Annotated in this window: 23 protein-coding genes; 5 read left to right on the forward strand and 18 right to left on the reverse strand. The window is 38.7% G+C overall.

Features of this window, described 5'->3' with window-relative positions; all coding sequences use genetic code 11:
- Positions 1-24: 24 nt before the first annotated feature.
- Genes BM308_RS00475 through BM308_RS00490 form a run of 4 tightly spaced genes read right to left on the reverse strand, consistent with a single transcriptional unit; the run spans position 25 to position 2,310 of the window.
- Positions 25-285: a hypothetical protein gene (locus tag BM308_RS00475; RefSeq protein WP_074942344.1), complete on the reverse strand. Its 261-nt coding sequence runs from the start codon at positions 283-285 to the stop codon at positions 25-27.
- A 24-nt stretch (positions 286-309) separates the two neighbouring features.
- A complete protein-coding gene (locus tag BM308_RS00480) occupies positions 310-945 on the reverse strand; it encodes a hypothetical protein (protein ID WP_074942345.1) in 636 nt (211 codons plus the stop codon).
- A 40-nt stretch (positions 946-985) separates the two neighbouring features.
- Positions 986-1,729, reverse strand: coding sequence for a hypothetical protein (locus tag BM308_RS00485; RefSeq protein ID WP_074942346.1), 744 nt, complete (start codon positions 1,727-1,729; stop codon positions 986-988).
- Positions 1,730-1,746: 17 nt separating this feature from the next.
- Positions 1,747-2,310: a lytic transglycosylase domain-containing protein gene (locus BM308_RS00490; protein WP_083425373.1), complete on the reverse strand. Its 564-nt coding sequence runs from the start codon at positions 2,308-2,310 to the stop codon at positions 1,747-1,749.
- A 301-nt stretch (positions 2,311-2,611) separates the two neighbouring features.
- Here BM308_RS00490 and traF point away from each other — a divergent pair, with 301 nt between their 5' ends.
- Genes traF through BM308_RS00505 form a run of 3 tightly spaced genes read left to right on the forward strand, consistent with a single transcriptional unit; the run spans position 2,612 to position 8,444 of the window.
- Positions 2,612-3,691, forward strand: a complete 1,080-nt coding sequence (traF, locus tag BM308_RS00495) for a conjugal transfer protein TraF (protein WP_074942347.1) — start codon at positions 2,612-2,614, stop codon at positions 3,689-3,691.
- A gap of 12 nt (positions 3,692-3,703) precedes the next feature.
- Positions 3,704-5,272: a conjugal transfer protein TraH gene (locus tag BM308_RS00500; protein ID WP_074942348.1), complete on the forward strand. Its 1,569-nt coding sequence runs from the start codon at positions 3,704-3,706 to the stop codon at positions 5,270-5,272.
- A gap of 13 nt (positions 5,273-5,285) precedes the next feature.
- Positions 5,286-8,444, forward strand: coding sequence for a conjugal transfer protein TraG N-terminal domain-containing protein (locus BM308_RS00505; RefSeq protein WP_074942349.1), 3,159 nt, complete (start codon positions 5,286-5,288; stop codon positions 8,442-8,444).
- 54 nt (positions 8,445-8,498) lie between these two features.
- Here BM308_RS00505 and BM308_RS00510 read toward each other — a convergent pair whose 3' ends face one another.
- From BM308_RS00510 to BM308_RS00545, 8 genes are all read right to left on the reverse strand, one after another.
- Entirely contained in the window at positions 8,499-9,041 is a 543-nt protein-coding gene (locus tag BM308_RS00510; protein WP_074942350.1) for a hypothetical protein, read from the reverse strand.
- 9 nt (positions 9,042-9,050) lie between these two features.
- Positions 9,051-9,917, reverse strand: coding sequence for a hypothetical protein (locus BM308_RS00515; protein ID WP_074942351.1), 867 nt, complete (start codon positions 9,915-9,917; stop codon positions 9,051-9,053).
- A gap of 296 nt (positions 9,918-10,213) precedes the next feature.
- Positions 10,214-11,410 carry a toprim domain-containing protein gene (locus tag BM308_RS00520; protein ID WP_074942352.1) on the reverse strand — a complete coding sequence of 399 codons (1,197 nt, stop codon included), beginning with the start codon at positions 11,408-11,410 and terminating at the stop codon, positions 10,214-10,216.
- 61 nt (positions 11,411-11,471) lie between these two features.
- Positions 11,472-13,490 carry a vWA domain-containing protein gene (locus BM308_RS00525; RefSeq protein WP_074942353.1) on the reverse strand — a complete coding sequence of 673 codons (2,019 nt, stop codon included), beginning with the start codon at positions 13,488-13,490 and terminating at the stop codon, positions 11,472-11,474.
- Between the two features lie 426 nt (positions 13,491-13,916).
- Positions 13,917-15,410, reverse strand: a complete 1,494-nt coding sequence (locus BM308_RS00530; RefSeq protein ID WP_074942354.1) for a DUF3150 domain-containing protein — start codon at positions 15,408-15,410, stop codon at positions 13,917-13,919.
- A 76-nt stretch (positions 15,411-15,486) separates the two neighbouring features.
- Positions 15,487-15,765: a hypothetical protein gene (locus BM308_RS00535; protein WP_074942355.1), complete on the reverse strand. Its 279-nt coding sequence runs from the start codon at positions 15,763-15,765 to the stop codon at positions 15,487-15,489.
- Positions 15,746-16,951, reverse strand: a complete 1,206-nt coding sequence (locus BM308_RS00540) for an AAA family ATPase (RefSeq protein ID WP_074942356.1) — start codon at positions 16,949-16,951, stop codon at positions 15,746-15,748. The genes BM308_RS00535 and BM308_RS00540 overlap by 20 nt, the downstream gene beginning before the upstream one ends.
- A gap of 308 nt (positions 16,952-17,259) precedes the next feature.
- Positions 17,260-17,535, reverse strand: a complete 276-nt coding sequence (locus BM308_RS00545; protein ID WP_074942357.1) for a hypothetical protein — start codon at positions 17,533-17,535, stop codon at positions 17,260-17,262.
- Between the two features lie 671 nt (positions 17,536-18,206).
- Here BM308_RS00545 and BM308_RS13280 point away from each other — a divergent pair.
- Positions 18,207-18,362: a hypothetical protein gene (locus BM308_RS13280; RefSeq protein ID WP_177214390.1), complete on the forward strand. Its 156-nt coding sequence runs from the start codon at positions 18,207-18,209 to the stop codon at positions 18,360-18,362.
- A gap of 159 nt (positions 18,363-18,521) precedes the next feature.
- Here the strand turns inward: BM308_RS13280 and BM308_RS00550 are convergent, their stop codons facing one another.
- The 4 genes from BM308_RS00550 to BM308_RS00565 form a co-directional block, all read right to left on the reverse strand.
- Positions 18,522-19,265: an SHOCT domain-containing protein gene (locus tag BM308_RS00550; protein WP_074942358.1), complete on the reverse strand. Its 744-nt coding sequence runs from the start codon at positions 19,263-19,265 to the stop codon at positions 18,522-18,524.
- Between the two features lie 184 nt (positions 19,266-19,449).
- Positions 19,450-20,271, reverse strand: coding sequence for a hypothetical protein (locus tag BM308_RS00555; protein ID WP_074942359.1), 822 nt, complete (start codon positions 20,269-20,271; stop codon positions 19,450-19,452).
- Between the two features lie 189 nt (positions 20,272-20,460).
- A complete protein-coding gene (locus BM308_RS00560; protein WP_074942360.1) occupies positions 20,461-21,912 on the reverse strand; it encodes a hypothetical protein in 1,452 nt (483 codons plus the stop codon).
- Positions 21,913-22,293: 381 nt separating this feature from the next.
- Positions 22,294-22,638 (reverse strand): H-NS family histone-like protein, encoded by a 345-nt coding sequence (locus BM308_RS00565; protein ID WP_074942361.1) that lies wholly within the window; start codon positions 22,636-22,638, stop codon positions 22,294-22,296.
- Between the two features lie 150 nt (positions 22,639-22,788).
- Here BM308_RS00565 and BM308_RS00570 point away from each other — a divergent pair, with 150 nt between their 5' ends.
- Positions 22,789-23,661 (forward strand): UbiA family prenyltransferase, encoded by an 873-nt coding sequence (locus BM308_RS00570; protein ID WP_074942362.1) that lies wholly within the window; start codon positions 22,789-22,791, stop codon positions 23,659-23,661.
- 30 nt (positions 23,662-23,691) lie between these two features.
- Here BM308_RS00570 and BM308_RS00575 read toward each other — a convergent pair whose 3' ends face one another.
- Together BM308_RS00575 and BM308_RS00580 are read right to left on the reverse strand one after the other, a co-directional pair.
- Positions 23,692-25,686 (reverse strand): hypothetical protein, encoded by a 1,995-nt coding sequence (locus BM308_RS00575; RefSeq protein WP_074942363.1) that lies wholly within the window; start codon positions 25,684-25,686, stop codon positions 23,692-23,694.
- Positions 25,686-26,975, reverse strand: coding sequence for an FAD-dependent oxidoreductase (locus BM308_RS00580; protein ID WP_074942364.1), 1,290 nt, complete (start codon positions 26,973-26,975; stop codon positions 25,686-25,688). Before BM308_RS00580 ends, BM308_RS00575 begins: the two co-directional genes overlap by 1 nt.
- Positions 26,976-26,993 lie beyond the last annotated feature (18 nt).

Genomic DNA, 26,993 nt, shown 5'->3' on the forward strand with positions numbered 1-26,993 from the left:
TGTGCCTACCCGGCTGTTTAATGACTAAAAAAAGTCTTCATTCGCACACTCGGCAGGATTGATAAACAGACTGTTGTATAAGAACTTTGTCTCGTCCTTATCCCCCAGGTATCTATACATCCCGTTAAGTGCCAGCTCAGATAAAATCTTTCCTATTTTTCTGACCTGTTCCTCACTTAAAATCCTTGCCTGCTTTAAGGCAAAATCCATGTGACCTACAAATAGAAGTAATCTGATAGAGCTGATTTCATTCATAATCTGCTCTTTGGTGTAGTGATTATACATATCTCATCTCCGAACGCTTATAAGCTAAGCTGCATGACTGTTCTTCATGGCTCTTACAGTTGTTAGCACATCATTCATAGGCTTAAGCTGTTCATACCCCGAATCACCTAAATCGTAATTGCTGCAGTTTGAATAGCTGAAAAAGCTCTCTGAATCCTTGGTTTTACTCATCCATATTCCTGCGGTTTCAGGATCTTCGTCCTGTGGGTCAGACAGGAGACATTCAGCATTCATAAGTCTGCACAGCTTCATGGCTTCGTTAATGTCGGAATGTCTGACTTCCGGATTATGGATAATCATCAGATTCCATGCGATAAGCAGCGACTCTATATCAAAAAGCTGATTAGGATCACCGGCATGGAAATGTGCGTAGTGTATTAGCAGTTCGTTAATAAAATAGTGGTTCAAACCTTTACGTGTAATAAGGTTTCTTTCTTTGAATATATCGTTTTTCTTTTTTATTAGTTCTTCTTCATCCAGACAGTTACTTTCGATCATCGAGTTTTTAATCTCTTTGATCTTCTTGTCGTTAATGCTGGTTAAAAGAGTTATGTTGGACAGACTGAAATCATACTGCAGCAGCACCTGTGCCTTGATTACCGCAGCGTTGATCTTTGTCTGATGTATGTTTGCGATTGCAATGTTAATCTCTGAGTCCATGTCTGGAACATCCCCCCATCATTCTTCATTTAAGCCCGAATTAAAACATCTTGTACTGCTTCATCATCTTCATTTTTGTATTTATATTCGATGAAGCCAGACTAGCTATCTGCAGATATTTCATCTCGATGTAACTCCCCTCTTTACTCTTTGGGCCCGTTATCGAATTTAAGAAAATATTCGACAGAAGCTTTTCTGTAAAACGGGGGGTAAAGCGGATTGGATAGTACATAAGATGTGAAAGAAGACTTGAGTTGTCTTCTCTGATTAAGTTTTCAAGAGTTTCAGAGATACCAAGCTGATATGAGCCGATTTTACGTTTGGTTGAAATCAGAGCCATCATAAAATCAGACCAGAATTTAAGCTGCAGATTGTTGGCAAAATCGCCATTTCTTCTGTAGCCACTAAGATAGTCCTGAACAATCTGCTCTTCGTTGCAGATCGAAAAACTTAAAAAGAAGCGATCTTTGAGACGGTCAAATAATGATGTGTCCTTAACCGCTCTTGTGATCTCCAGAATCTCGTCAGATAGGTTGAATAGTCTGTGGATGTTGCCGGAAAGCTCGTCTGGGTGCTGTGAGTATTCTTTTAGTAAATCCCATAACTGACTTTCCAATGAGTATATAGTCTTTTTCTTCTGTAAAACCTGTAAACGTAATTCACCAGTCGCATCGAATAGTAAATTCTGTCTTAATTCAGGATACTGTTTAAACTTAGCCTGAATATCTAGACGTAATGATGCATTATCTCGTGCTTCACGTGGGGAAATAACGGTTTTCGCCATTTACGTAAAACTCCTTTCTATCTTATCCTTGTTAAATTGTTATAAACAGCCAGAACCCTTGCCCCATAAGCTCTAGCTCTCCACTCGGTAAATGAATGGTATCTACCAATGCCAATAAGTTTGTTAGAGGTAGAATCCATTGCGTGTTTCAAAATCCTGCTGGCTACTGTAATGTTGATACGAGGATCAAGCAGCTCCTCGGGTTTATTCACCCTACCAAAGTGCTGACCATTTATCTGCATTAAGCCAACATCAATCATTTTTGGATTATAGATTTTCAACTGATAATTCAGTGTGCTAACCGCGTCATCGTAACTCTTCGGAAAAAATGCTCCCTTCGGAGTACGAATAGCGTATTTGTGAGGTGCTATATTTCTGTTACCAGCGTTCTTCGCTGACTCCACAAGAGATATTGAATACAGTAAAGCAGGATCAATACTTTCTACCATTCCCACCTCACCATAAACAGTATTATTTAAAAATTCTGTTACACTATGAGCGTGTACTTTTACAGGATTGCTAAGAATAAGCAAAGCTGTTAGTAGATTGATTTTCCTAGTAAATACTTTTACTATATCCAATTATTAAGACCTTTATCACAAGAATTAACGAATAGATTATACATAAATAATTGCGTTATTAACGACACTAAATATAAAAAAACTTAGCTAAAACTTAGCAAAATTTATTATCTTACTGAAATACAATGAAATAATTTTTTAGTTTATTGATTTATAACGATAATTATTACTATTAACTAAATCTCTTAATTCTTGCCTAAAAACGCAAAAGACCTCTCCCCAAGATCTCCCCTACACGGCTAAATCTATCTAGTTCACATTCTTTACAATCCGTGAAAGTCATTGATCAATGAGGTAACAAATGAGAAAAACGCTAAAGAAGACAGTTGGAGCACTTACTGTTTCTTTGCTGTGCTTTCAGATACCCGTCCATGCAGAAACAGAGAAAATTTCAACAGCGTATTGGTCTGAGCCTGCAGTAGGTTATTGGTGGTATCAGAAAGATCCACAAAAATATCCTTCAAAAAAGAAAGATAAAAAGCCAGAAATAGCTATAAACATTCAGAAAACACAGACAGCAAAAGAAGATACGTCAGAGACAAAATCCACAGCACCATCGGTCTTTTCAGCTGATTGGGTAAAGCAGAACCTTGATGTATACCGTAAGGTTGCCTGGGACAATCCCACTGTAGAGAATTTACGTGCCTATATGTATCTGCAGCGTTTTGCAATTGACCGTTCAGAGCAGTTTGCCTATGCCGGTCAGATGGCTGTTATGGGTGATCCGTACCTTGATGAGGTGGCACGTTCACCTAGAGGAGTAACACGAGATCAGACTCAGATTGTTAATCGAGAACAATCACGTGTCATTAACAAACTTTTCAAAGAGAAAGTTGGCGTGTTCTTTGTCTTTAAGAACGACTGCGAGCTGTGTATAGCCCAGGCCAGAGTTCTTGAAGTGGCACAAAGATTATACGGTGTAACCGTTAAGGCTGTGTCCGTAGACGAGCCCGACAAGGATAATGAAGTAATTAAGATTTATCCTGACTATTCTGTTAATCCAAAAGTAGCTTACGAGAACAAAGTAAGAGCTTTGCCCGCAACCTTTTTCTATAACGCAGAAAATAAAGAGATAACCCCTTTAGTACAGGGTATGGTGACTTTAACTGATCTGAACCGGAGAGTTCTGGTTAGTGCTCAGAGAAACAATTGGCTTGATCGTGACGATTTCAACGCTATCAAACCGATAGATGATTCAACCTCTTTGGCCTCTGTCCTTACACATGACTCTGCTCTTTCACGCAGGTTAGAGGGGCTTAAGACAGATAAAAACCCTTATGGCGAGGATACCAACTATATCAATCCCGCTCTGCTAGTCAAAGAGATCACCAAAGCAAAAGATCAATATTTCACCGAAGATTATATCCCACGTGGCTATTAGGAGTCAAAAGTCATGTCAAAAAATTGCTTATATATCAAGAGAAAAGTGCTGAAAGTCTCAAAGATTTCTGTAGTTATTACCTGTATGACAGCAATGCTTGCGGTATCACAGCCGGTTTATGCCAAGAACTTTATTGCAGCAGCCATGGATGAGTATTTAGGCTCGATGAGCAATTCAACAAGTGCCAAGGCATTTCAGACCAATACCAGAAGTGTTTTTTCCGGCGGCAGCTTTACAGTAAAGAACCGTGTCTTTAATGGAAATCTTGTCAGCTTTTCACCTCCAAGCTTTAAAGCATCCTGTCGTGGCATTGATATGTTCATGGGCTCATTCTCATTCATCAATGCAGACGAGCTTATCATGCTATTCCGTTCAATCGCATCCAACGCTCTGGGCTTTCTTTTCAAGGTTGCGCTAATGGTTGTCTCCCCTGCTATTTCCGAGATTATGCAGAAGTTCTCAGACATTGTAAGAGAGATTAACAAGCTTGTATCTGATACTTGTAATGCCGATATGGGCACAACCATCAGGAATGTAAAAGATTCAATTCAGAATATCGGGCAGGCAACCACAGGACTTATCAACAGCGTCAAGAACGTGGGAGATAACTTCGAGTCCGGTTTTAACCAGGCAAAAGCAGCCTTATCCTTTGAAGATCCTAAAACCACAGCAGAAAAGACTGATCCGGTAGCAGCAAAAAAAATGAATGTTAACGGCAATATGCTCTGGAACGCCATGAAAGCTAACTATGACAGAGGTATAGAAAGACCGTTTAACGCCCGTTTGAAAAACATCGGTTATAAAGAAGGACTAGAGGAAATCGTACTTTCCATGGTGGGATCGATAAAGGTATCTGAATCCAAGGCAGATGCGACTGCAGCAAATAACATGGAGGCGGGTAACACAATCGATGATATTCCTTCGATACTAGATTTTGAGACTTTTGTTCTAGGTAACTCTTTCAAACTATATAACTGCTCCGGTGATAACGAATGCAAGAAGGACGGTTATCCCCACACAGATGAAGATACCTCCAAAAAAGGCTTTGCACGTGTACTCTACAATCAGCTCTGCGGAACAACAGATATAGACTCTCCTTGTTTGCCGGGAAGTGCTCTTGAGAAAATGGTACAGAACGAGAAAGGAACTAATGCTCAGAAGGCTGCAGTACTGTTTATTGATCCGCATATCGCCCAATCACTTGCCAAACTGCAGAGCTTATCTGCAGGCGCATCACAGTCGGATTATGCTCAGTCCCTGGGTGCAAACCTTGTTCAGAAATATATCGGCACTATTGCTCTGCACAGTGCTCACTCCATGATGACAGAAATCCTAAAGGAAATCAGAATACAGGTTTCCTCCATGAAGAATGCGACTGTTCGTGAAGCTCTCGAAAAGAAGATAGATAGAGCAGAAGAGGACATGCATAGATCAATTCAGAGTCTAACCAAAACCAAAATCCCGCCTTACGGTGATCTTGTACGTGCAGTAAAAGAGCACATGGAATTCTATGAAAAGATCCCAACCGCAGCCGGAGTTTATACCCCAACCAATTCTGCATCTGGACTAATGGAGAAGTAGGAGCTCGACCGTTATGATGACTATATATTCAGTAGGAGATGTCTGGTATCTGGGCAAAGTCCTAGATGCAATTGCGATGGTTACAGGTTCAGACGGAGGCTTAAAACAAGCTAGTGCTGTGGCCGCCTTGCTCGGTGTAATCATAATCTGTTTTCAGTCTGTAATCAGAAACCAAGGAATCAACATTCAGCACATGGTAGTGTGTTACATCATCTACATGATGTGTTTTGGTTTTACCACAAGCGTTGCCATAGAAAGCGCCTACTCAGACAAGCAGGTAATTCAGAAAGATAACGTGCCCTATGGTCCGGCGGTCATGGGATACGTGGTATCACAGCTAGGATATAAGCTGACAAGAAAAATGGAGCAAGCTTTCCAGGACATTGATGACAACCAGAAGATGACCAATCAAGGCGCCGGTGGTTATCTTAATGCACTTTACCTTATAGAGAACCTGGGACGAATTGCTGAAGACGGAACAATTGCCCGTGCTATCAATGCCGTTGATCCGGATTTTCAGTCTAATTTCCTTCGCTATACCTCAGAATGTACATTGAAGGGAATGTATTACGGCTCATCAAGAGGAGGAATGGATTGGCAGATTCTCCAAACCAAAGGTGTTTGGGATGCTATTTTCTTTGACTCTGATTGGTACACCACTGAGTTCAGAAACCATGGTGTTTCAGAAGTTCTTAACTGCACTGACGCACATGGGAAACTGAAAAAACAATGGGATAACGCCATAGTTGAACTGCAGTCAGGTAAAGCAAGTGACGAAGTAAAAAATATAGCAATGAGGTTAGGTCAATGTAATTCAAAAGGAGAGTGTTCAAACCAATCAGATTTCCTTATAAAAACAGATTCTGATGCCTTAAAAACATTGTTTAATGCTCAGACAAAAGCTCAGGACTTTGTTTTAGCCGGGTATGCGGATAATCTGATAAAGACAGGTCTTGCTGACGGTTTTACCTTTATGGGTAATGCCAATTCAGCAGCCATGATGCTGCAGGCAATTAACCAGAGACAGACACAATGGGCTGCAGAACAGAATATGTTCCTAAAATCGATGCGTCCAATGATGAGTTTCGTTGAAGGTTTCTTCTACGCTATTGCTCCCTTTGCATCCATCATCCTCATGTTGGGATTGCTGGGTTTAAATATTTTCTTCAAATACTTAATTCTGCTGGTATGGGTACAGTTATGGCTACCGGTAATGTCTATTGCCAATATGTTCATCTCTGTAAGAGCAAATGCATTCTTAAGTAATCTCCCTATTCCAAAAGACGGCTCGTCATCAACGGTTTCACTATACGTTTACGAAACAGCCATAGACGGGGTAAGCGAATACATAGCATCTGGAGCAATGTTCATGGCCGCGACTCCGCTCTTAACCTTCATAATCATTTCCGGCTCAGCCTATGCGATGACCTCATTAACCGGTCGTATGTCTGGTGGAGATTTTGTGAATGAGAAAATGGTTAGTCCGGATATTGCTTCTCCGGCGGCAGCAATGGGAATGAAATCGACATTTAACGGTAATCCAACTACAGGAGCATGGAGGGACGGAATATCACGTCAAATTAACGTAAGTGAGGGATTGAACTCAGTAAGATCTTCACTAGATTCACAGATGCAATCGTATTCTAGCAGCCTAGAACACGATTGGGGACAGGCATATAACGAGTTATACAAGCATGGACAGACAAATGCCACCAATCAGATAAAATCATCAGCTAACAGTTTTATGAAATCAATGGGTGGTACAGACATTCAGAGTAGAGCAAAACGAATAGCAGAAAGTAATAACCTTACAGAAGGTTGGGGAAAAGAGGATTATACAGATTTTGCAACAGGAGCATCGCTTGAATTATTCGGAAATGGCGTTAGCGCTAATTCTGGTTTTAAAGGAGGTCTCAGTGCTAAAGCACAGGAAGCACTTGATAAACTTCGAGAGAAAGGTTTCTCTTTCAGTAAAGAAGATAAAGCAGCCTTTTCAGATGCGAAGTCTGCGATTTTAAGTAATGCCCTAACGAATATGGACTCAAGCGAAAAATCCGCATCATTGACCTCTTCCATGCTACAAAAAGGAACTGATCTAAAAAATCTTTCTAAACAATTCAGTGAGGTTGATAGTGCAACAAAATCATTTGGAAATGGTTTTACAGTTAAAAATACTGACCTTATTGGAAATGCTATAAGACTTAACCGTGATAAAACATTAAAATTGTTAGATAGCCTTATAAATCAAGGAAATTTACATGAGGAGGCAAGACAAAAAAATATAGCTTTTGGTAGTCACGGAGTCGAAGGTGAATCTTTAGCCAAATTCGAGGCTGTAGCACAGAATAACAAAGAATTAGCAGGAAAAATGTACCTAGAGCTCCTCAAATATGGTGGTTATGACGGACTACAAGACGTTAATGCAATGGCGGGGAAAGAAAACAGATATAGCGGCATTGTTAACGAAAATGAAGTTGGAGCCCAGAGCGTAGGATACGAAAAGGATAAATGGGATAATACAAAAGAAAGTGTTGAAGAAAAATCTTCACAGGCTAACATTCCAAATATGAACTCCAGACAAGATGAACAGAAAGGAGAAAACCTTACTGCTGCTATTAACGCCGTTGGAGATAAGGAACAAAGATACAATAAAGAAGAAAGAAAAGAGATGACTGATCATTTGAATAACTCAAGTTTATTCAGAAAAAATAAATTTGATTACGAAAGAGATGGTCTTGTTACACGTGAAGCATATAATCTTTCAAAGAAGTTTCTTGATTCGACAAGTGGTGCTGTTAAAAATGCCCTTAAAACAGGAGACTTCAAAGGCGCATCAGAATACGCTTCAAAGAAAATTTCCTCAGATTATGATTTAAATAATTCCAAAACACAGCAAAGTCTAGCAGACTTAATCGGAGGGGATTCTGCATTTAGATCTGAAACAGGATTTTCTGGTGACGCTAGAAATGCTGCAAAAACGCAACTTAACACAGCCGCTGCTAATCTTACTGAGTACTTATCTCAGCATATCGAAGCAAAATCTGACTTATCTTCAACTGAAGCTAAAGAAAAAGCTACAGCCCTTGTCGCAAATCTAAGGAATGACATGAAACATGGAAATGAGCAAGGTGTTATTAAGATAATAAATGAAGTGAAGAAATTATCTGATTAGATCGTATATGAATATAGCCTCCTCTCTCTCTCGGAGGCTACTTATTTGTTTTCGTTAATTTTTACATCTCGCTATGACATTAGGATCAAGAGAACAAGCTTTAGTTACATAAGTCTCCACTCTTGAGCTTCTATTTTTTTCATCAGATAGGTCTTCATTAAAGAAATAATTTAGAAAATCTTTAGTCCAAGAACCATGCTGATTATAGAACCATACATAATCCTTCAAGATTAAACATGAATTTATGCTACCTTTATTGCATTCATCATTAAACTTTCTGAAGTATCTTGCCCATTCTTGATAATCTGGCTCCCATTCAAGAATAAAATGAGCTGGACTATCATTGTTTAAACGTGAACTATCATCATTGAAACATTCGACTATATCAGAGTTACACTTTGACTTTGCAAACTCTCTATTACTTTTTGCCTCAGAAGAAAGTAATTGCTGATACAGTTCGTCATCATAATAGAATTCGGATTTAGGATAGTTATATGAAGAAATCTTTTGAAACGACTTATTTACATTTTCAGTATTAGAAACACATCCATTCAAGGAAAATAGACCAATAGTAATAGCTAATAAAGTTTTCTTCATATAACGTCCCTAACTAAAATAATTCTGTACCAATCCCGCAAATCCAATAATCACTGCAAGAACTGCATAGAACACGCCCCTACGGTCATACATTCTGTCCTGTCCCACACAGAGAGATTGAATTCTATCGTATGCTACGTTAGTTTTCTGATTAAGGTGGTAGATATGATTCAGATATAGCCAGATCTGCTCTAAATCATGCACCTGGTTTTCTTTAAAAGGTGAGTAAGAAATCATGTCATTCTTAAAGTTTTGGCTTTGAGAAATTGTCTTCTTAATCTTATTGTTTTTAAAGAATAAATTTAACTTAGATTCATCTTTTTTTAAAGAAGAAATGATCTTGTAGTCACCATTAAACTTATCTGAAAAGGAATAAGCAAGCAGCAGAGTCATGATCACCCTACCGGCAACAACCTCACCGATTTTTGAATAAGAACCTATGGTCAGCCTATTCGCTGCAGTTCTTGAAATAACAGCATAGTCTTTAAGTCTTAGACTTTCATAATCTGCATGGACAGAGCTGATGTGCTTAACATTGATGAAGATGTTGGACTGATCTTCATTGCCAAACATGATGAGAAATCCATTATCGGTACGTTTAACCACGTAACGAACATCGAAGATCTTAATTAGCAGAGCTGACCATGTTCCAAACAGAGAAGTCTCACTGCTGATATTGTACGCAGGAACAAGACGCTCCTGCTCGTCACATACACACACGAAATAATGCTGATAGAACTTCTGCTGCAGACATTTTATGTTGTAGAGCTCACTTGGATTTGAGTTAAGAAACCAACAGTTTCTAATGCTGGTGAAATAGTTATCAAGATTAACGTCCTGTCCATTTAGAAAGCTTTCAATAACACTGCAACTCATAATTTCTACCGGTAAAAAAACAGTTTTATGACTGTATCTTAATATTACCGCCTCATGCTTATTATGTAATTTGTAATTACATATTACATTCAATATTTTAAAAATACAACTTTATTCTTCCCATAATGAGATAAGGAATGCTAAACAGGAAAAGGATTGTTACAAGAAAGAGTTAATGTAGATGAGAGTTCCACAATGTGGAAAATATAGTTTCCAGAGAAAACAACCACAATGAGGATATAATCCCCATTGTGGTTTTGAAATCAATGTGAGTTTTAAGCTCACAACCGCTAAATCTAACTGCTTAACTGTTCCTGAATAAACTCCAGAACTTTTACAGGATCAGGAAATCCAAAGACTCCTTTTCGCTGCAGTTCATCAAGCCAATCAATGCCCTTTGAACCTGTTGGAATTTCAGATTTAGGTAAACAGATAAAAGCCTTAATTCCTAAAGCAAGCAATCGCTCTTTAAGAACTCTGGCTGAACGAAGTCCTACTTCAGACTTATCCTTATCAGCAAAGATAATCACGGCTTTGACATTCTTTGGAGGGGTAAACTCCTCTAAAAATGCCGCTGAGATTGCACTCCATGTAGGAATACGAATGCCGCAGAAACAAGCCAATGCTGTTTCTATACCTTCTGCGATACCGATAATTCCATGCTCCGGAACATTACCAAGCCTAATAAACTTGCTAGTATCAACTCCAGAGGAATTAGGACACATTACTTTTTTAGCGTTACTTACAGGAGCTTTAGCACCATGTAATAAAAAGATACGGTGCAGACTCCATACCTTTGAATTACTGCGTATGATTGAAACAAGAGTATCGTAATACCCATGGATCTTTCCATCCTCGTAATAAGGTACATGAGGAGCATAGAACATATCTCTGAAAGTGTCTGCGGGTGCATATTTCAGCATCCCCAGCCCACGATTCTCGAAATAGTCCCATACCGGTTTGCATCTTTTATCTTCAAACGACAGCGGAATACAGTTTTTAAGCTGTTTCTGAATCGCAAGATCGCCTTTTTTGTAGCGTTCCTGTTCTTCTTTCTTAGCTTTTTCTTCTGCGATCAAAGCAGCCTTGCGGGCTTCTTCAATCAGCTTCTGCTGTGCAGTTTTCTCTTGATTACTCAGCTTGTCAAAGGAAGTACCCTTAATGTGGTAGCCTGTCCTCGGACAACCTAAGAAATCACCAACCAATTCCAGAACCTCTGGAAATGACTTAGCAACGCCTAGAAGTCGCATAAGTTCAAATAAATCCAGAGTCTTATTCGTTTCTCCAAAGTTGTTGTTAAAGATCATGCGACCTTTTTCATTGAAGTCACGAAATACTCTGAATCCGTCTTTTGAGCCCGCTCTGAAGGGATCAGGCACATGACGTCCGGGTTTGGCAATTGCCTTATGCAACTGAGGTGTAAACCTCATTGCAATCTCATTGTAGTGACCGCTTGCAGCAGCCATCACAACCTCTTTTGTAAATGACTGCATTTTTCAGTCTCCTTAATGATTAAATCGTTACCCCTGTAAGGCAGGGGCACCTTTGAAAACATCAGTCTTTGCTTACTCTCAACAGTTCCTCCAATAAGGTGATGTAAAAATTTCTGATGTTATAAATATCAACCACAAACCAATAAGGGAAATTAGGATAAGAACCACTAAAATCTCTTAATGAGTTCACGTCACGAGAAGTATTGTTACTTAAATAGACTCCATAAACCTCAATTCCTAAACTCTGATATACATCCAGATTAAAACGAGCATTACTATCGGTCCAATCTCCATCAGTAAGACAGATGATAATCTTTCGATTAGCTTTTCGTTTCATCAGCTCACGAGTAACCTGTTTCATAGCTGTGTATCCGAAGGTGGAATTATGTGGTTTTGGAATATTCGTTAAGTCTTCCTGTTTAAATGGTGTACCTGGTTTCTTGACCAGATAACAGTAATCCTCAAAAGCGTAAATGCTTGTGGACAGACTGTTGGTCTTGATCTCACTTATGGCGTGCTGCAGATAACTCATGGTTTTCACCAATGAGATAATGCTAGAGCCATTCATTGAGCCAGATACATCAAGCAGGAAACAGACTTCTGTTGATAAATCCCTACCCTTTCCCTTTTTTACAAAAGGTTTAGGCTCATACTTACCTGTTGCCAGGCGATGCAGAGCATTCTGTCGAAGAACTGACCCCGAAGCGTTAGGCAATGTATGAAACTTAGGCTTATACGCTTTAAGCGCATTCTTAAGTTTTAACGTTTCCTTTCTTACATCAGTTACTTTGAGCAGATAGTTCCAGCCATCTTTTTTGTATGTCCTAGCCAAAGTTCTTTTAGTAGGAGCGCTTATTGGTGAGAGATATTTAATCTGTCCCAAAAAGCTTTCCATTTCAGACTTTGAAGGTAGACATGGAATTCTTTTACAGAAATCCACTCCGTCATACTGACCGCTCTCATACTCACGAATTTCATAGGTATGAGATTGTTCAAGAAAGTCCTTTGCATCATCATCAATGTTTTTAGAAACTGGCTGTGTCTTTAAATCATCTTTGAAATCATCAAAGAAAAATAAGCCTTCATCAGTTTCACTATCATCTGCAGAATCCAAAGAAGAGTCAGTCTGACTTTCAGCATTAGATTCTTTAGATAAAGAGCTTGTATCGTCCTTTTCAGACACATCAGGCTCATTATCTTTATCAGCAGTTTCAGACAATGAAGTATCCTCATCACAAGCATCAGTTGATGACTCATCAGACTGCTGAGTTTCCTCCTCGGCATTCTCAGTGGTTTTCTGAGGATCATCAGAACGTCTAACACGTGATGAATTTGACTTAAGAACTTTATTTCCGACTAAGCCATCACCGCTAGGTATTGGTGTTTGGTTTTTCAGAAGATCTTTATAAAGTTTCCATAACGCATCTATAACCTGAACCAAAGAAAGATTAGGCATAGAGTGGCTAAGCATTATGAAGATCTCATCAACCTGTGCTTTAACCTTACCCATATAGATCTGTGAGGACACAGTAGTCTTTGTGGCAAGATGAGCATCAAGCTGATCTCTTAACCTGGTTATCATCTCAACCAGCCTTTCATTTCCCGAATGTATCGCAATACGACGATAACCTTCGGTGAGGATCAGCAGATTGAAAGTGTTGGTTAAGCTAAAGTCCATAACTCCACGCTTAAGATATAGCTCGGTATATTCCATAACGAGATTAACCCAGAGGGAGTTTCCAGAGCGGATTAAACTTCTTGTCAGAAAGTCCACTTTTATATCCTCTACTACATTCGCAAGCTCGTGCTGTTCACGCTCCTGCAAGGAGTTATAGTCAGGTGTATAAAGGTTATGACCTCTTTCATGAAGTAAAAGAGCGTTAATCTTTGCTCTGTTGTAGTAGTCCTGAGCTACTATCTGAACCGGCAGCCATATTGATTTTCCATCAGTGCAGGCCTCAGACTGTGATAACACAATCCTAGGTGTATTCCTTCTATAACAGAAATCCTTAATTGAGCCGGCTAATGTAATTAGTCCCTGTAAACGGTCTTTAATTACTGTTTTAGTTATGTTGTTCATATAAGCCCTCCCAGGCATAAAAAGCCCAATGAAGAACAGACGAACAACTCCCCCAGAGGAGAGCTGTTTCGACTTCTCCTCACGGGGAAAAATTAAAAAATTATCCGGACAAAGCTCCGGTCTGCTTTTTCCTAAAAAAAAGGATTTAGGAAATCTTTCGACAATCAAAATGTCACAGAGTATTAGCCTTAAATAAAGCGAACAGTCTGTGAAATCTCGTAGAGGATTTGCCATAAGCGAACTTATGGCAAATCGAGAACTGTGGTTATTACCACAGGTATTGAAATACATTGAAGTAAAGTACTGCGGCAAGCCCCAGCACGAACACAATGTGAACAAAGTAATAGCCCATAGATAACTCCTTATCAGCCACAGAGTCATCCGGCCACAAGGCGCAGATAACGCCCTGTGGCATGAACTTATTATTTAGAATGAAAACTCCAACCCACCAATGGAGAAGGAATCTCCCTTAACCTGTGGAGGTGTGCTGTCTGTGATTTCCTTCAGGACTTCATCTAATGACTTGCCATCAGTCTTCACAGAAGCAGCAGTTTCACCCTCAACTTCACTTACATCTTCCTTAACAGACTCCTGAACCACGTCATTTGCTGTTTCAGGGACAACTGACTCATTAACTTCATGGATAATCTCTGCAGATGCAGCCTCCTGTGAGCTCTCAGACTCTTGAGTATCCTCATTAGTCTCTGTAGAAACCTCTGTGGTTGCGCTCTTAGATTCATCCTCTCCACCGATGAGCTCATCAAGATTGAAAGTATCTAAACTCTCAGCCTTAATCTCTGTCTGTGGAACTTCGTTTAATGTTTCAGTTTCAGTAACTGCTGCTGGTGCCGCATCTGTTACTGCAGCATTTTCAGGATTTACTGCTGTTGCAGGAGCAGCCACTAGCTGATCAAGTGACTGTGCAAAGCCTTCAAATAAATCTATCTGACCTTGCTGATACGCCTCAATCTGCGAGAAAGAACAGATAACATAAGCAATCTGTTTAAACTTCTTGAGAAATTTAACCTGGTTGTTTTCTCTTAGTCGTCTGTCTTTCAGCAGTGGAGCTATCACCTTTTCAGCATCATGCAGAATCTCATACTGAGTTTTTACAATGGACTCATACTTAGATCCGGCAAGGATCATTAGGTTGGACAGCTCAAAAGCAAAAGCTTTTGCACACTGAGAAAAGAAAGTGCAGTGAGTCTTCTTCATAGGCTCATGAACATTGATGTTCAGAAAATCCTTGAATAAGTCTGCTATCTTTCTAATCGCCCTCTGATCTTTCAGCTCTTCCTGTTTGGCTGCAGCAAGTATTTCTGAGGAACATCTGGCAATATCCTCTTCCTTTGGGGCGGATGCCTTAAAGAAACGGAAATTAGCCTGATGTTTACTTAGAATTTCCTGTCTGCTAGGAATACGTGAAAGTAACGTTTTCTTAGCGGCATCGGAAATTACCTCCTCATTGATTTTTTTCTGCTGCTCGGCTACAAGCTTGTCATAGTTCTGCAGCATCTTAGCGACACGATCGTTGTAGATAGTGATCTGGCCGTTAAGATAATCTGCAATTGCATCATGATCTTTTGTAGCGGTCTGATAGACACCGGATTTACCGATGAGAACTCCATAGCGACGCAAGGTATCAACGCTTTGACGTTGTATCCTGCTCAGATCCTTGAGCTCCTGTGAATTGAAAATCTCGCCAGAGAATCTGGTTTCAATTTCCTTTTCATTTAGGAAGTCCTCGGATAGATAGCCTTTCATATCAGAGCTAGGCAAGATGGTCTGAGATTCCATAATCGGCATCTCGAAGATCACGATTTCCTGACTCTGTGAACGAGCCTGAAGTTCATTAAAAGCCTCCCTAACAGTAGCATTAACATCGTTGTTAACAGAGGTATTTACAGTTGTGTTTTCCATTTTATTGTCTCCAAAAAAATGGACACCACTCCCCCCATGCGGGAAGTGATGTCCTTCCCACATGGGATGCTGTTGATTAAATGCTCTTTAAAACTTCTAACGAGATATTGTTATTGGTTGTAAAGAACGTACTAACGCCTTTCTCCAGACGGTTTAACTGAGTGATCCTGCGATCACCGTAATCCTCAAGAGAATGGTAGATATTTCTGATTACCCGATCATAATCATGACCTGTACCTTTGACGGTACAGGTAATCTTAAGATCAGAAACATTCAGATGACTTGAGCCTAGTAATCTTGAGAGAGTTACTAAAACATCATGTCGCTGATTCTTATTAAGCTGAAACTGTCTCATTTTCAGCCTCCTTGTCTGTATCCGCAGATTTCTTCATAGGCTTATAACGAGTATCCCAGAGTTTGGTTAAATCGTTGACCTTTGCAGAATCTTCACAGATATAGGCAGATACTAACTGCAGCAGTTTTTCTCTGGCCGCATTTGACTCAAGAGCAGAGCTCAGAGTTAAACCAAGGCTATAGAGAATCGGTGACTGCATCCAGCAGTTACTGATGATGTTCTCGCAGACTGCTAGAAGTCCTCTTGGAGAGATCATTTCCGGAAACTCGCCGTTTCTGCATGAAGAATTAACCTCACAGCAGAATTTAGCCAATCCCTTCTTCATCCCTTCAATCGGATCACCTGAATAACGGTTTAGAACCTTTAGGAACTCGCCCGTTGTCAGTGGCTCATAGTAATCCTTGATCATGCGGTCTAAAGAGGAAGCATCAATGGCATTTCTACCGTTATAGTTTCCAATCTCCTCGCCACATGGTCCGGTGTTACCAAAGCCAATCACCTTAAACTGCGTTCCCGCCTGCAATGCTCCCTGATGATAAGGAACAGTGAACTTTCTACCCTCGATGAGGTTGTTCAGTGCAGGGACGAACTCTGCAGGCGCAAGATCCATCTCATCAATGATGAGCGGATAATTACGCTTTAGCGCAGTAATAATTGCTCCGTCTACAGTTCCCCAGACACCATTCACAGCAGTATGGGAAACGAACATTTCCTCAACTTCCATGTTTGGCTTACAGTTGAAGTGAACCACTGCAGTCTGAGTTAAGGCAAACAGCCAATGAGCAGTGGAGGTTTTACCTACACCAGCTTCACCGAAACCGTAATACCCTTTACCATAGCCAGGTAATGTTCTGCGATTAAGAACGTCAATCAGAGCATTAAGATGCATACCTTTCGGTATGAACTCCATATCCAGAGCCGGTATGTATTCACGGTAATCGGTCTTATCAGTAAAACCGATGGTGTACCACATACACTTCTCCGGAACAAAATCTATCTTTCTTACAGAATATCCACGCAAAGATATAATCTTTTTAAGCGGTAAATAGATTCTTGAACATTCCACCTCTCCATTCAAAGGTGAAATCACAATCCAACCATCGTTCTCTTTTGGATTCTCCGGCATTTCTGCTGAAGTTACCCAACCGTTAACTGATGAAAGGATTTTTTTCTCTAAGTTGTTCATAAAAGCCTCCTAAGGCATGTAAGCCCTGCAAGGTTGAGACGAACAACTCTCCGTGAGGAGAGTTATTTCGACTTCTCCTCACGGGGAAAAATTAAGAATGAATTATCCGGATTAAGCTCCGGTATGCTCTTTTCCTAAAAAAGAATTAGGAAACCTTTATGACACTAAAAGAAAGTTGTCAGAAATTGATTACTGCTTGAATAAGCAATGTCTGAAAACCTAACTTCCACAATGTGGAAAGCTGATATGAAATACAGAAAGGGAGAATAGAGAGTAATAAAACTCTCTATTCAGAACCTAGATTGGGATTAGAAGATCTGATGATCCTGCTCCCAGCGTTCAAAAGGTGAACGCAAATCTAGTGTGTGGGCGGTAACATCTGAAGTCTTAGGCTGAGGCTTTTCCTCAGATTCAGTCTTTAGATGTTTACCAACATATCTTAAACGGTAAGGTTTACCGTCAATGACATGAATAGTCCCCTTTGAAGAGAGGACAACTGTTTCCTGTTTCTTTGCCATTGCTTTAGCAGCAAGTTTAGCAACGTTGAATAAAGCAACGATTAAACAAATAACAATGAAAACCATTTTTGACTCCTTATCCTAAGGAGTCACTTCACCTAAGGGCGAAATAACGACCCTTAGGTGCATTGTAAAAAACATTCGTTATAGACAGTTAAAGGTCGCCTTGTTTACCTCATCCTAAAAAAGATATTAGGAAATCCGTGACAAAAAACAGAGGTTGTCAGACATTGCTTACTGCAGACAATAAGCAAGCTCTGAAAACCTTATGATGATTTCAAAGTACCGATGGGGGCAAATTTCTCGCCCTGCATGGCGTGACAGCTATTCAATGAATGCTGAATTGAGATAAGCCAATTCAGGCTTACCTGTCCGAAAGGACTTCTTCACAAACAGCAGATGCTGTTCGGTTAGTAAATCCACATAACGTTGTGGTGAACTTATTCCCAGAGGGAACTAAAAAAGATTGAGTCCATTATAGCAAGGTTTATTGAGGATTAGTCCTATGAGGGGGTAAGCAGACAGTTTTTAGAAAAATGTTTTTTCTTAACAAAAAATATTTGTCTGTAATTATGTGAACACAGTTCCTCATGATCACAGCAATCCGCATAATTTATTATTCATTTTGGTTGAATATTGTGGATTTATATCAAGGATTTTATTTTTTGTGTTTTGTGTCACAATTCAAACCGTAATATCAATCAAACGTTTTTGATGACATTATGGAGGACATAAATATGTACTTAGTTGAATTCACCACATTAACCAATCCAGCAGAAGTTAGCTACGAGTTTGGCTCAATTGATGATGTTAAGACATTCCTTAAGAAGAACAGAGAGCTACTGCAGTCATATGTAGTCGTTCACAAGAACGGCAATATCGTTAAAATCTAATCGTTTTCCGAGGTGTTGTTTCCGGCCATGGTGTACTAATTTCATAGTTTTACTCCTTTAGGCAATTTCAATTCACCTTCCTCACCATAGTTTCTGAAACAACATCCTCACCCTTTCATTAAGATCTGCTCCTCTCTGGCAGATCATTAGGCAATCAAGTTACCGGTTAATTAGCTTATCTTTTAAGTCTTGGAATTCCCGCTCAGAAATTATTCCTTCATCTCTCAGAGAAGCAAGTTTCCTTATTTCATCAGCTAGAGAAAGTGTAGAATTAGACTCAATTTTTAATGGTTTTCTGGAATCCGTCAGTTCCTCAATTGCAATCTTTGCCCTCGCAGCAGTTTCTAAATCCCGTACAAGGCTTTTAGTTTTGGCTCTATCAACAATATTGTTTACAGACTCCTTTACAGATGAAACCATATCAATGGATTTGCCAATAATCTTAATTGCAGTTGATTCTTTATATTCTTTAACCTTTGGTTTTACAACAATCTCGTTTGGTTTCGCATTCTTATTACTTTCAAGATTTGAAGAATATGAATAATTATTTCGAATTCGATCTTCTTCTCTATCTGAGTCAGAATAAGTCACCACAGATGACCTTTCAACGTGACCTTTTAATGATGAAATTAACCCATCAATATCCCCCTCGAGATTCTTTGGTCGACTTAATGCATCATTAGAATATGAAGAACTACTGCTGTTAGATTGTTTTTTAGGAGCAGTCGAAATCTTATTAGAAGCAAAAGAGGTTACCTCATGGAAACCTTGAGGAATAACTACTTTTTGTGGCGGTGTATATTCAACTTGATTTGGCTCAGAAGGAGCTTGAGAACTGTGGTCTTTTAGAGTTGCAATTAGTTTATCAATGTCTTTTTCGAGGTTGTTAGAGCTATCGTTCATCTTATTATTCTGCTTTTATTGAGATTACTTTGGATTAGGATAATACAAGATGGTAGATAACACTATTCAATTATTCTGAATTTGCTGAAGAAATTATGAAAAAGATCAAAGAGTTTTGTTCTTTCCAAAATAGTTTAAGATCTGCGTTTTCAAACAGATCTTAAACACAAGATAGTTTCTCCCGTTAAGCGGTCTTATCATCTGCTTTCTCGGTTATCTCTCCGTTATCCTTCAACTCAAGATTGCTGTTTGTCTTTAAATCTTCTTTTATCTGAGCAAGTTCCTGCTTTGCATCGTCGTTTGCAGATGTAATCTTAGCCATCTTCTCAAATGCCTTTTTACGTGCGTCATAGACGAAGTTACAGAACTTCTGCAGTCCATTTGCCATCTCCAAGATCCTGTTCATGTATTCAGTCTCAGAAATAAAGCCCATGTGAGCAAGTTTAAGAAGGATAATACCCACAACGTCAGCTTGACCACACCAATTCAAGAACTGAGAACAGGTTGGGGTTCTTGAGCGGAAAACGTATTTAATAGGCTCGTTTGTTCTGACGATGACGTTATCAAGATCAATAGAAGGAGTACTTTTCAGAATCTTCTGAGCATAGGAATTCATTTTCTGCACAACGTCAATAACATCTTTCTTAAACTCAACCGCTAATGCTCGCTGGTACTCAACAATCTCCTGTTTCTTTGAAGTAATAGGAAGAACTGCAGTAATAGCAAATGTAGCATTGCCCACGTGTTCGCAGTTATCAAAGGCAACAATCTTGATACGTGGATTGTCTAACGGAATTTTTATGATCATATCCTGTGGAAGGAACTTAATCTTTTTAGAGATTAATGTTGAGTTACGAGCATTCACCTGTGTAGGGATAGACTCATACTCACGGGAAATTCTCTCCTCACGTCTAATCGCTGCTTCTTTGCGTCTTTCAGCTCGTTCTCTGTCTTTCTCGATTATATTCTGAACCTTTTGATGAGTTGTCTGTAACTCGTTTGCCATAGTGTTTCTCCTTTAATTCATCGAATAGTTGGATATTAGCAGTTCAGAATCTATGGCAAGATTTGATAAAGGGGGGATTTTAGAGGATAAAACGCTCAGACTAAAAGGACAAAACTCTGTGTAACACTAGCATCTATGATGATAAGGGGGCATTGCTCCCCCTTTTTTAAACTCAAGCTGATACTGAAATTATTTGCCTGTATTTAACTCCAAATACCCATTCTCCAGAGCTTTAAGCACATTGGACAGTTTTTCTTCTGTACCGGTTGAAATAAAAGGATATTTCCTTTCTAAGATTTCAAGATGATCTTTATATGCTTTAATATTAAGAGTTAATATTTCATAAGTGCTTCTATATTCGCATTTAAGATTAATTCCTTCATCTTCATTCGAATAATTAGCAATCTTACAATTCATTTTTCCATTATTGGTAAAAGAATAAGTTTTTAACTTATGAGTGAAAAAGTCCTCATTTGTGAATTTTGTTGTCATTTCAAGATAAATATTTGAAGTTAAATTATCTTCATTAAATTTTTTTATCTCAATAAATCCAGAAGAACCTTCATTTAATTTAGCTCCTGTTCTTGAAACGTAATTAGATTTGTCTGCGTTATAAATGTATTTTCCAGGAGACAGTTTTGCTAAAAGAGACTTTACATCGCTCTTATACTTTTGTTCGACATAGTCCGATAAAGAACTTAATATTTTGTCATCTTTTATGATAATAGAGTGATTATTAATTACAAAAGGGGTTTTATCCTTTACAGATGGCTTTAATTCAACCTCAACATCATTATCAGAAAGTTTTAGAGTTTCATAAGTTATAGCATCTTCTGGTTTTGCTAGTTTTCCTTTTAATGATCCTTCACGAGAAACAATCTCAGTATCACCATCAACAAACTTTAATTCATAATGACAAGAAATTTCATTTGTTGATGAATCATATTTAAAGTTGTTTAGATTAATTGACTTCTGTGGTTGAACATTGTTTTGATAAAAATCTGTTATTTCTTTCTTAATTGATTGAATGCCGGCGCTTTCCTGATGAGTAATACTGAAATCTTGAAGATTATTTAAACAAATTGTTTGATAATAATCATTCATATTACGATATACATCTTTAAAACATTCTTCTGGATAAATACCAAAACCAATGGATTCATTGTTCAGTAAAGAGTTAATAATCATTGCTGTCGCTCTACCTCTATACGTTGTATTCTCAGGGTAGATTTGCTTTGCTTTATAAGATGTATCTAGATTTACATAGTTATTATCGAATGATTTTTTATCTGTGCTGATTATGAATTGAGAAATAAGATAAAGCTTCTGTGGATTTTTGTTATATAAGTCTTCAAGGTATTTTAATAAGTTATCACTTCCATCGTCATTTATAAACTTATATGGCTGATTACCTGTATAGTCACATTTAAATGTTACGTAGTTTACACCTCTGTCGGAGACGAATTCTTCCCATTCTCCATTCTTACAAAATGAATAGGTACTAAATAGCTTATCGATAGATATTCCATTATTTCCAAATACAGGAGAATTCTTCACCAACTTAACAGAATCCGAATCACATGCATTAAGAAAGGTTAGGACTAATCCTATTAGAAAGGCTTTTTTTGAAAAATGCTTCATATATTTATGTACCTATATGTAAATGAATTAAATCGTGAATAATCAATACGTAGCGAAAAATCGTAACATCATATAACAACATAGAAATAAAGGAAATATAACGCACTATGTCCGCTCTAAATTATTTCATGTGCGATTTCAACTTCTAAACTATTAGTGAGAAATACGGTATTTATTTCTGACATCAACTAATAAATGTTGAATTAGATACTTAAATTGCATTCTTTATATATAAAATACATTTAATATATTTATATGTATTTTATATATTTATAATATCTAAGATATTTTTTTTAATGTTTTTATATTTAGAATATCTTTGGTATTTCTTATATATTTATTTATGTTTTATGTATTTTTTACATATCGAATATAAAATGACTATATAACCTTGTGTAACAAAGAATTCTCTATCATTTCTGAATTACCGGTATTCTTAACCTGTTTTGCCTTCTTATCCGAATACTTATTCAGATCATCTAAGGTCAGTCCTTGAGCTTTAAGGCTTTTCAAAAGTGCCTGCATTTTCTTTTGTTTCTCAACTTGTTTTTCCTGTTCCTTTTTGATTTTGTCCTCTTCCCTGCTGATGAAGGCTTTGATGTTTGTTTCTATTTTCCTAAGAGCAGCAAGATCATAATCAAGCTCAGAAAAGAACTCGTTAAATGCAGGCCTTTTATCTAGCTTTAAAACCAAATCAAATAACTTGTCGTTCTCTGTCATTTCCATATAAAGTCTCCTTTTAAAAACTGAACTGATTGTAACAAAGCAGTTTTGAGCTTCTATTCCCTCCCAGGGACGATCTTCACCCTTTGTATTCACTGCGATATAAGGTGCGTCTGCTAGATTTAGCCCAAACAGTAAATAAAGGACAAGCCAATGAAAATAAGGACGCTATTAAGATTATTCAGAGTACATCAGTACACCAAGAATCTGTTTGTACTCGCACCAGCATTCTTTGGTCTGGAGCTGACAGATTTTGAATTGTTAGACAAACTGTTTAATGTCTTTTTAGCGTTCTGTCTGGCTTCATCCGCTGTATATATAGCCAACGATCTTTACTCTGATCCATCAACAGAAAGAAATAATCCTCTAGTAAATTCAAGACCGATACAGTCTGGGCTAGTAAGCGATCAACAGGCTGACTATTGGTTTAAGGTTACAATCTCACTTGCCTACCTCATAGCAGGACTCAACGTAAACATTGAGGCATTCAGGATTATTCTTGCCTATACCCTACTGAACGTACTTTATACACTGCTCTTAAAGAAGTTTTTCATGGTTGATCTTCTTGTCATCGTGGCGGGATTTGAGTTGAGGGTAATGGCGGGATGTGCAGCTATCGGACACGAGATGACTGCTTTCTTAACTCTGGAGATTTTTGTTGTCTGTTCAATGCTGGTTATGGCTAAACGACTATATGAAAACCTAACAATTAAAGATTCCGCAAGACCAACAGTTAAACGCTACACCAAGGATTTATGCCTTAGAAACATCATAACCATGGCGGTAACATCTAATATTATTTATGTACTTTACTGTTTTTATGGAGAGTCTATACCTCATGTACGTCACCATGGGTATATGTACCTATCCTGTGGAATTGTAATGCTTGCAAGTCTTCGCTTTGTATCCTTGGCAAAGCAGGAAAGGCTTTGTTACAACATTACAAATCTGTTTCTGAAGGATTGGGCTCTGATGCCTCTTTCTCTTGTATGGACAGGAATAGTAACATATGCACTGTATTTCTGATTAACAATTCCACAATGTGGAATTTCCGCATTAAACGGCTCTGTACCACTTTATTTTAATGCTCTTGATGTACTTAAGACCTTTTCCTGTAAGGTTAAAGGTATCAATTTCACTTTGCTGCGAACTGTAACTGTCAAAAGGATCACTTAAAGGATATTCCATAAAGAAACGCAGCGGAGTCTTCTGTGTCAGATTGTCGATGACAATATCGCCCTTATAAATCATGTTCTCCCCTTTATAGGAAGAAAGAGTTATCTCCGGTACTTTCCAGAATAGTGTTGCAAGATGACCTAATACTCCAAGCTCATATTCAAACTCCATGTAAGTTGCATCTTTTGGGATAGCAATTCCTTCATTTCCCTCAACCTCTGTAACCGCCATTAACAGAAACTTTGGCTCAGAGAGAGGAATAACTCTGCGTTTAAGCAGCGTCTGATAGTTTGTAATTCCACCGTATTCAATGGTCTTAGACTGTCCGATTTTGATGTAGTTGCGATGAATCGCCTCAAGAGTTCCAGGATTTTCAATCAATGGATAACGGTGATCAGTCAGATAGCCGATCTGATAGATAATGTACTCAGGCGCAGCACTTCCCTGTAGGAACTCAACATTCTTCTGCTCTAAGAAAGGATGATAGGAATTATGCCCCTGCAGTCCCGGCATTACTTTATAGTTTGGATAATGATAAGCGTAAGTCAGCTCTGAAGGGAAAGAAGTAAAACGCTTATCTCCGATAATCTTTGCTGTTTCTGGAGATAGACGTGAGCACTGTTCGCCATGGTCATTAAACGCTTTCTTGTACTCATCAATAGTTGAGAGAAGTTTAACAACTCGGTTGGGCTGTCGTAAGTTCTTATCCTCTAGAGAGCTCATTACCTTATCTACCAGATAATTATGGACTTCATTATCCGGAGTTAGTCTTTTTAACTGACTCATTAACTCAAGGTTAATAAAGTTAGAATGTGGGTCGTAAAAATTCTTAATGCCCTGGGTTAGATAACTGTAACCAGAAGTGATTAGCGTCATTCCAAATAAGCCTACGCTCATACATAATCTTGTACTTCTAACACAGCGTTTAAAGTTATACTCCTCAAGATTTATGGTAAGGCATACTGAAGATATCAGAAGACCAAAGCCCATAAAGCACTGATACCCTCCATGGCGGACAAAGCCTTCTTTAAAGTAGAAATATATTACCGCAGAGATAATAAGGTAATAGCCAAGATAATCACGTCTATGCTTTAAAATAAAGTATGCGAACAAGCCCCAGCAGAGGATAAATAAAGGAACAAAACAGACCGTCCATTCACGAGCACTTTCATAAGAAAAGTTATGATCAATAGTCTGTCCCTTTGAGATGAAATACATTCCCTTAAAGAACTCAACCATATCGTAAAGGCTTGGATTGTAGATAAGATACCCGACTAAAGCCATGGCTATAGCTAAAGACATAATCAGAGTTTCTAAACCAAAGCGTTTATGCCATAGCGTTACCACATAATACACAAGCAGCATACCTGTCGCAGCGAAGAACTCCAGATACTTTGTCTGCAACAGCATTACATAAAGCACCACATAAACGACTGCGCTTAACACACTCTTTCGTGTCGTAACGAAATACATCAGCAGCATCATGATCTGCACCATGAAGATTTCTGTCGTAATGTAGAAAGGCTCAATGACGACACAGGCTATGGCAAATAGAAAAGCGTTAACGGTGTTCTTTATGGTCTGTCTGATCAAGGCAACTATAAGGGTGATGTATACGGCGTATAACGCTGTGAATATGGCTATAGAGTATTCAAGCTGATGACCGATGTGATAAGGGAAAATCAGATAGTTAAGATTACCGTAAGGAAAGAACAGATCACGTCCGAACTTCCATCCCCGCTCTGCAGCAAAATTCATCATAAATTGCCAGGATTCCTCCTGTCCGGAGGACATGATGTAGCTTACATACGGAAAGGCGAAGAAGATTAACAGCGCACCGCAAATGTATATGGTAAGACGTTGAATTCTGTTCATTAGATTTCTCCTTCAAGCTCTCTTAAGATACGTTCGGCAATCTTTATGCTCTCATCAAGACACCTGTCATTTGGATAGGAAAAGGTAGTGTCGGCACAGTACAGCCCCGGAACAGGTGATCTGACAGATTTAATCTTTGAAAAGGTTTTGGTGGTAAAGATAGGCTGTGCGTATTCGTAACGGTGAGCGTAGCTTTCAGTAATCACGCAGTCGCTTATCTTAGCGATATATTCCCGCCCCATGGCTATAAGCTCGCTATCGGGCTTTTGCCATAATCCATGGTCATGAGGAAGATATAAAGGCATATAGATAAGGTTGCTGTCAGTGTTCTTAAAATTAGAGAAATCTACTATCCCAGGAATAGCCCATGCGTTAACGTCAGTGTTAAGCCAGAAATATTCTGTAAGCGGTTTGTTCAGGACAAAGCAAAGACAGACACAGCCAATGTTGTTTATTCGGTACTGTTCAGCGCTCTGAACACGAATATCGGGGATGATATTTCTAAGATAAGGAAGGGGTATAGTGGTCACAACTTTATCAAAAGTTGCTGAAAAATTATTTACCGTCACGGTAAAAGATTTTTCTAAAAAACTGATTACTGAAACAGGATTTCCCTTAATGATCTCTACCCCATGGTCAATCAGTCTTTTCTCAAGTTTACTGATTAGAGTATGTATACCGCCGTTGAGTCGTCCGTAATAGGTGTTTCCCATAAAAGTTTTGTTGGTTAAGGCACGCATGATTCTGTTATTGAGCCAGGCATAGGAGATTTCAGCAGCGTATTTATGGAATTTCTTATCCAGAAGATACTTCCAGAAGAATTTATAAGCTCTCTCCCCTTCCCATTTCAGATAATGACTTTCAGCGGTCACAAGATCATCGACATGGTCTGAGGATAAGCGGGAGATGTAAAAGACATGGAGCATAAAACGCAGTCTGTCGATAAGCGGAATATGTTTTAGGGTTAGAAGATTAATACAGGAATCCATGGGTTGGATTTCAAGATTGCCTTCTCTTTGGGAGAGTAGCCCAGTTTTAAGCTTAGTAAAGGATAGATCACCCCTTAAACCGAGCTCATCAATAAGCTTATACAGTCGCTTATCGCTCTGACAGAAATAATGATAAAAACAATCTGCAGTCTGACCATTCTTGAGTCGGAATGATCTTGCCATGCCGCCAAGCTCGTTTTCCTTTTCTATAAGGGTTACTTTAACGTCTTTGTTTAAGGAGAGTTTTAATGCGGTGGTCATACCCATAATTCCACCGCCAATTATGCAGATTTTCTTCATGTTCAGTCCTTGTCGTTT

Source organism: Succinivibrio dextrinosolvens (assembly GCF_900116345.1).
Classification (GTDB): Bacteria; Pseudomonadota; Gammaproteobacteria; order Enterobacterales; family Succinivibrionaceae; genus Succinivibrio; species Succinivibrio dextrinosolvens_B.

What these genes read in the sequence shown, in the direction of transcription:
- BM308_RS00475 (WP_074942344.1), bottom strand. Translation starts at nt 285, where the DNA reads ATGTATAATCACTACACCAAAGAGCAGATTATGAATGAAATCAGCTCT.
- BM308_RS00480 (WP_074942345.1), bottom strand. Translation starts at nt 945, where the DNA reads ATGGACTCAGAGATTAACATTGCAATCGCAAACATACATCAGACAAAG.
- BM308_RS00485 (WP_074942346.1), bottom strand. Translation starts at nt 1,729, where the DNA reads ATGGCGAAAACCGTTATTTCCCCACGTGAAGCACGAGATAATGCATCA.
- traF (WP_074942347.1), top strand. Translation starts at nt 2,612, where the DNA reads ATGAGAAAAACGCTAAAGAAGACAGTTGGAGCACTTACTGTTTCTTTG.
- BM308_RS00500 (WP_074942348.1), top strand. Translation starts at nt 3,704, where the DNA reads ATGTCAAAAAATTGCTTATATATCAAGAGAAAAGTGCTGAAAGTCTCA.
- BM308_RS00505 (WP_074942349.1), top strand. Translation starts at nt 5,286, where the DNA reads ATGATGACTATATATTCAGTAGGAGATGTCTGGTATCTGGGCAAAGTC.
- BM308_RS00510 (WP_074942350.1), bottom strand. Translation starts at nt 9,041, where the DNA reads ATGAAGAAAACTTTATTAGCTATTACTATTGGTCTATTTTCCTTGAAT.
- BM308_RS00515 (WP_074942351.1), bottom strand. Translation starts at nt 9,917, where the DNA reads ATGAGTTGCAGTGTTATTGAAAGCTTTCTAAATGGACAGGACGTTAAT.
- BM308_RS00520 (WP_074942352.1), bottom strand. Translation starts at nt 11,410, where the DNA reads ATGCAGTCATTTACAAAAGAGGTTGTGATGGCTGCTGCAAGCGGTCAC.
- BM308_RS00525 (WP_074942353.1), bottom strand. Translation starts at nt 13,490, where the DNA reads ATGAACAACATAACTAAAACAGTAATTAAAGACCGTTTACAGGGACTA.
- BM308_RS00530 (WP_074942354.1), bottom strand. Translation starts at nt 15,410, where the DNA reads ATGGAAAACACAACTGTAAATACCTCTGTTAACAACGATGTTAATGCT.
- BM308_RS00535 (WP_074942355.1), bottom strand. Translation starts at nt 15,765, where the DNA reads ATGAGACAGTTTCAGCTTAATAAGAATCAGCGACATGATGTTTTAGTA.
- BM308_RS00540 (WP_074942356.1), bottom strand. Translation starts at nt 16,951, where the DNA reads ATGAACAACTTAGAGAAAAAAATCCTTTCATCAGTTAACGGTTGGGTA.
- BM308_RS00545 (WP_074942357.1), bottom strand. Translation starts at nt 17,535, where the DNA reads ATGGTTTTCATTGTTATTTGTTTAATCGTTGCTTTATTCAACGTTGCT.
- BM308_RS13280 (WP_177214390.1), top strand. Translation starts at nt 18,207, where the DNA reads ATGTACTTAGTTGAATTCACCACATTAACCAATCCAGCAGAAGTTAGC.
- BM308_RS00550 (WP_074942358.1), bottom strand. Translation starts at nt 19,265, where the DNA reads ATGAACGATAGCTCTAACAACCTCGAAAAAGACATTGATAAACTAATT.
- BM308_RS00555 (WP_074942359.1), bottom strand. Translation starts at nt 20,271, where the DNA reads ATGGCAAACGAGTTACAGACAACTCATCAAAAGGTTCAGAATATAATC.
- BM308_RS00560 (WP_074942360.1), bottom strand. Translation starts at nt 21,912, where the DNA reads ATGAAGCATTTTTCAAAAAAAGCCTTTCTAATAGGATTAGTCCTAACC.
- BM308_RS00565 (WP_074942361.1), bottom strand. Translation starts at nt 22,638, where the DNA reads ATGGAAATGACAGAGAACGACAAGTTATTTGATTTGGTTTTAAAGCTA.
- BM308_RS00570 (WP_074942362.1), top strand. Translation starts at nt 22,789, where the DNA reads ATGAAAATAAGGACGCTATTAAGATTATTCAGAGTACATCAGTACACC.
- BM308_RS00575 (WP_074942363.1), bottom strand. Translation starts at nt 25,686, where the DNA reads ATGAACAGAATTCAACGTCTTACCATATACATTTGCGGTGCGCTGTTA.
- BM308_RS00580 (WP_074942364.1), bottom strand. Translation starts at nt 26,975, where the DNA reads ATGAAGAAAATCTGCATAATTGGCGGTGGAATTATGGGTATGACCACC.